Source organism: Bacillus sp. JJ634 (assembly GCF_036962285.1).
GTDB classification, from domain to species: Bacteria; Bacillota; Bacilli; order Bacillales; family DSM-1321; genus Peribacillus; species Peribacillus asahii_A.
In genome coordinates, this window is sequence record NZ_JBALMU010000178.1 from 582 (window position 1) to 6,086 (window position 5,505).

The 5,505-nt window shown below is 34.4% G+C and carries 7 protein-coding genes; 1 reads left to right on the plus strand and 6 read right to left on the minus strand.

From position 1 onward, the window contains the following. Both V7068_RS20740 and V7068_RS20745 read right to left on the minus strand, forming a co-directional pair. Positions 1-624: DUF3231 family protein (locus tag V7068_RS20740; RefSeq protein WP_499714364.1), on the minus strand; the 624-nt coding region annotated here is incomplete at its 3' end. A gap of 113 nt (positions 625-737) precedes the next feature. Then, complete coding sequence (locus V7068_RS20745; RefSeq protein ID WP_499714365.1) at positions 738-1,211, minus strand: hypothetical protein; 474 nt, start codon at positions 1,209-1,211, stop codon at positions 738-740. Positions 1,212-1,567: 356 nt separating this feature from the next. Between V7068_RS20745 and V7068_RS20750 the strand changes: the two genes are divergently transcribed. Then, positions 1,568-2,002, plus strand: coding sequence for a CBS domain-containing protein (locus V7068_RS20750; protein ID WP_252295003.1), 435 nt, complete (start codon positions 1,568-1,570; stop codon positions 2,000-2,002). A gap of 339 nt (positions 2,003-2,341) precedes the next feature. On the opposite strand, the gene V7068_RS20755 is transcribed toward V7068_RS20750, so the two are convergent. The 4 genes from V7068_RS20755 to V7068_RS20770 all read right to left on the minus strand — a co-directional run. Then, a complete protein-coding gene (locus V7068_RS20755) occupies positions 2,342-3,589 on the minus strand; it encodes a DUF4153 domain-containing protein (protein WP_499714366.1) in 1,248 nt (415 codons plus the stop codon). Between the two features lie 48 nt (positions 3,590-3,637). Further along, entirely contained in the window at positions 3,638-3,853 is a 216-nt protein-coding gene (locus tag V7068_RS20760; protein ID WP_017153334.1) for a helix-turn-helix domain-containing protein, read from the minus strand. An 11-nt stretch (positions 3,854-3,864) separates the two neighbouring features. Continuing rightward, complete coding sequence (locus tag V7068_RS20765) at positions 3,865-4,347, minus strand: DUF2975 domain-containing protein (protein WP_252286222.1); 483 nt, start codon at positions 4,345-4,347, stop codon at positions 3,865-3,867. 293 nt (positions 4,348-4,640) lie between these two features. Beyond that, positions 4,641-5,505 (minus strand): UCP032817 domain-containing protein (locus V7068_RS20770; RefSeq protein ID WP_499714367.1); only part of this gene is annotated, 865 nt, incomplete at its 5' end.

A 5,505-nucleotide genomic window follows, 5' to 3' on the forward strand; every position in this document is an offset into this window, starting at 1 on the left:
AAGGTGAACAATTTCCATTGCATGTAATGGTCTAACATCTCCAAACCAACCGTTTAGATAGCTTTGTTTATTAGCAAAATCAGGTTTTTCAGGTGTAGGAATAATTGGAGGTTTAACAATTAATTTTTTTTCATATAAAACATTATTAATCTGTCCTAATAGAATATCTGTGCATTTATTTGCATAAACGAAAAATTCCCTTATATCCTCTCTTATTACTAACGGAATTGCTACTGAATAGATACTAAGCCCAGCCTTAGCCGTATATTTTAAATATTGCACGTAAAATTCATCTTCGTATAAACGAGGGGCACCAAGATTTACATCATCCTTTGAAAAACCAACAGGTATAGGGAAATTTTCCTTTTTAAAAACATTTTCTATCTTCTGCATAAAATCTTTGGATAAGGCTAAACCATTTTCAAGTAACGTCCTAATATATTCATCCTCACAATGTTGTAGAAAATAAGGCAAGATTTGACTTACCATACTGTTCCCCATATAGGTAACCCAAAGTTTACCGATTTCAACCGATGTAAATGGCTGTGACTCGTCTAATTCTTTTGAACTTAAATTAATTGGTTTCATAACATCCATTGGATTAAATTCTTTATCGGTGGTCATAAGTAATCCCCTTATCTCTATGTTTCATTAGGTTTACAGTTACCAATAAACTGTAGTCTTATTCGAGTTAACAGCCTCTTTATAAAAATAGAGGCTTATTTTTGGTATCGCTTTTAGGTCGACTTCATCAATCCGATTGGTTTCAATTTTTCTGCAATTGTTTGGAATTTCTTGCTCAAGTCTAATGGATTTGGACCACCAAGTAAAGAACCATATGCTCCACCAACTACCTCGTTCGTCTCAATATGAATTGTTTTATATCTGTCATCTTCGCCCATGATTGCTACAGGTGCTAAACGACAAATATCAATAATTATCCCATCTGTCTTTATCTCTCGACGACCGTACTTCTCTTCAACAACTATAACATCTTCTTTTCGATAACAAAAAAATTCAACAAAGGATGCGTATCCACTGCCAAAGTGATTCCACTCTGCTTCACATACTAAATTAGGAATACGGTTTATTCGATGAAATAACCGTCGGATATGTGCTTCAATTTCTTGCTCATTATTTGTATCACAGGGGAACTTGTTCCCAACTATTTTTCCTTCAATTAGGTCTTGTAATTGTTCATTAGAAAACATACATGAAACACCTCTCTATTTTTCTTCGCTATGGCCCGATTCAAAACGAAAGAGCACATTTCGTACTCCTGAAATGCGCCCGTTTGAATGAAAATAAGCATTCATTCTTGTTCCAAGAAAGCGTACCTGGAATAAATAGGTTTTGATAGCATTTCCCCTATAATTTAGAGAAAATAAATGTATGACAATTTTTATAAAAGCTATTATTATTTTGAAGCAGAAAGGTAAAGTGGTAACATTTTAATAAAAAATTGATATAAAAGGCTATGCAGCTTATATTTAGAAAAAAGTTACCATTAATAATATCTCTAATATTCCCCATCCTATAAAGGATAAATATATTTGGAGGTAATTTCATGGCACAATTAAGAGATATCATGACATCAAATGTTGTTACAGTTAACGAAACACAAACCGTAAAGGAAGCTGCAGCGTTAATGAGCCAATATAATATCGGAGCTATCCCAGTAGTAAATAACAGTGAACAACTGGTTGGAATTGTAACGGATCGTGATATTACCCTTCGTACGACAGCACAAGGAGAAAATGCACAAACACCAGTATCTCAAGTCATGACTGCACAGCAAATCGTACAAGGTACACCCGATATGGATGTTCATCAAGCAGCAAATTTGATGGCACAGCAGCAAATTCGTCGATTACCGGTAATCGAGAATGGACAAATAGTAGGAATGGTTGCTTTAGGTGATCTAGCAGTACAAAATCAATATGCAAACGAGGCAGAACAGGCATTACAAAGTATTTCAACTCCTTCCGCACCTCAACAATAGTAAGGGGTTACTTTTATTATCATAAAAAATTATTAGCACAGACCCAGGCCTGGGTCTGTGCTAATAATTTTTATAATAGAAATGAATCACAGGTTTTTAGTCAATCAAGAAAAGGTCTGTCATGATTGGTCAGCTTACTTTTAAGTTGTCGGAAACATTTATCTTCTGCAACTCCAAATAGAAAATTTACTGTACAAAAAACCGGAAATAGAAAAAGCCTGTTTTGAAAAAAAGATTGGCCAAAACTATGCAACTCTGTATAAAAAGCTGCATAATATCGGCTCTAAGGATTTTGTACCTTATAGAAAATTAGCTTTTCGTTACATTAACAGAGCCTTTCTAATTAAAAATTATAGGAAAAGTAAATGTAACGAAAGCTGCCCAAATTCCGTAGACCGGCAAATACCTAGTAACGGCATCTTGGATAGTTGAAGGTCCGGATTTGTTTTGTAGAAAACGCGTATAGGAGAGCATAATCCAAATTAGATTTGCCCAGATAAGTATGTTTACTCCTAAAACAGCAAGTCTATTAGGCGTAATCCCATAAGAAGAAAGTCTGAACACGATGGCTGACAAAGCCACACTGTCAATGATAAGCGCAAGAACAATTAAGGCAAAATTTATATAATCTGAAATGTTCTTTTTCTCGTCTGAGTCGCTCTCGATAATGGAAAATATGGTAACGGCCAATACACCAAGGAGTATTCCGTTGAAGGCTATCAGGAAATTGCGGTCCAAGAATGGATTTTTTCCGACCCATATAACCGTTATAAGATAGACCAACAATGTGACCAGGACAAGAGGACTAAAAATTTTAGCTATATATGGTGTAATATTCTTAGCAAGTTTAAGATTTATTGATACCAGGTATGCAGCCACAATAGCGAGAGCGGCAGCACCAAATAAGACGACATTACTAAAATAGAAGTCTTCTATATCCAAGCCAACAAAGCTAAATAACTGCATGGTTAATGCTGCTAGTACCATTCCGCTAACTGCCATGCTGGCGTAGAGAATACAATATTCCAAATTAAATTTAATATAGGCTAATCTTGTACTGCCTTTTGAATATTCATTTCCTGTAAATGCAAGCCCTACCAATACCCATAAGAATATGGGAAGGTGTAAATAAGCAAGGATAATACTGTCTTTATAATTTAATGGCAGCATATTAAGATAAAAACCGGAAATTAGGAACAACGCTGCAAGGGAATAAATAATACTTTTTTTCGGAGTATTATTGTAAACAAAATAGGCAGCAATAAAGGGAATTATACCAAAAGCCAGGTTAATTGGAGCAATTGCTTCCTGTTCGACAAAATGGAAAATGATTCTGGTGCTTATCCCGGCCAGAATGGCTAAAATGCCCATGAATAAGAAACCTTTTTGAAGCAAGGAAGATTTTTCTGTGTTTGCCGTCTCCTTGAAATGCAATCTTTCATACCAAACACCAAGAACCTGAGAATCAGGATTTTGTTCCCATGCGTGTGAGAATGACTTTTTAAAAGCTTTCGGGTCTTTTCTATATATTCTCTCCAGCTCATGAGGATTAGCAATATTTTCAATAATCAAATTGTTAATGTCCATAGTTATACCTCCCCTAATAATTGTTATATTAAGTTTCCTCCACAATGTTTAACTGTCTTCATCACTTTTGTATTCTAAAATATCTCCAGGCTGACATTCTAAAGCCTTACAAATTGCCTCTAAAGTGGATAATCGAATCGCTTTTGCCTTTCCATTTTTCAATATAGAAAGGTTCGCCATTGTTATTCCAACCTTCTCGGAAAGTTCTGTTACGCTCATTTTCCTTTTTGCTAACATCACATCAATATTGATTATAATTGCCATTGTTATTCACCTCAGACCGTTAAATCATTTTCTGATTTGATATTAATTGCTTCTTGTAAAAGTTTTTGGAGAACAGCCGCAAAGACTGCGATAACCATCGAAGCGAAAGGAACAACCAACCCGACAAAGATAACTCCTGGTGCGTCGTCTACTTCCGCAAAGATATAGAAGAGCGGCCAAACTAGCACATGCAAAATACTGATTGTGATGGCACAGTATTTGATTTTCTTTAAAGCTTTTACAGATAAATCGGAGAAAGCTTTATTTTTGTCAATATAGCGTAAGAGTTTGAATGCCTGATACAAAGCAAAGTAAAAAGGTATCGCCGATGCATCAAAAGCGATGAAAACGAGATATTTTATAAAAGCAAACTCTGGAAGCAGTTTTGCTGCAAGATTCGCCATCTCAGGCACCAAAAAGATGCACAGAGCAAGAACTGGGAATCCTAAAAGAATAACAGTTATTTTTAAAAACAACGTTGTTACTTTTTCCATAAAAAGCACCTCACTTATTTATTATGATTTTGATTTTAATCTATGTTTTATCGTTTTACAATAAATTTTTATTAATTTGAATAACATTTTTATTGTAGATTTTTATTTTAAGCAAAAATAAAAAGCATTCCTCATTCAAAGAAATGCTCTATAACTTTAAACCATTAAATTTATAACTTGTACAGCTAACCTCCCTCAATAAACAAACAATTATCTCTTAAATACTCAGCTTTTCTCAATATTTCTATCCAACTTATTTACTCTTAAAGAAGTTAAAATCCTAAAGAAATCTATTAATCTCCACCCCCACCGCAGCTAGAGCAGGAACTATTGGACGAGCAAGAAGAACTACAGGAGCTGGCCGACCCGCAACTTGTGCAGCTTGATGAACTGTTGCTGCTCATGTTCATGTAACTTGAAAATTCATCATAATGAAAATAAGAAACACATAAGAAAGGAACGAGCATCGTGTTATAGTTTTCCTCTCTTTTGCTTTTTTTCATTTTTTCTTGTATGACGCTTTTTTCATAATCCTTTATCTGAGCTGCGTTTTTTTTCATGGAAGAGATAAGCGAGAGTACAGTAGTACTATATTGGGTATCCCTCTTAAAATATATATCTATAAGTTCATTTTCTGGTAAATGTTTAAACTCATCAATAACGGCGGGATGTACAGGGTGCCTGAAAAACCCCTTATAAAGATGGATATTCTCTTTTCTTATAAAAAAAAGCTCAGCATACACCCAATCAAAAAATCCCCGCAAATCAGGATCGGGCAATACATTTACATTTGGACTATGATGAAGAATCGTCCCTAGATATTTCTTAGAAAAATCATCATACTCACGGGTGAACATAAGCATCTGATGCCACAGTTCATCGACTTTCTCGCTAAACATTGGAGACTCTTTTAAAAGAAAAGTCAAAATAAAATAACGTTTTAAATCCAGTAAACGCCAATTATACTCATTTTCTTTTAACCTATGCTCTTTTCTTACCCTCTCTTCTACATTTTCCATATAACTTTTACTAAGGGACTGTTCCAAGTTATTACTTAATTTTTTTAACCCTTTAATTGGTTTTATCTCTAATGATTTTGGAGATAAACCAAATTTAAATGAGCGTTTTTTGCGTAAAAATAAAATAAACCCAATAACA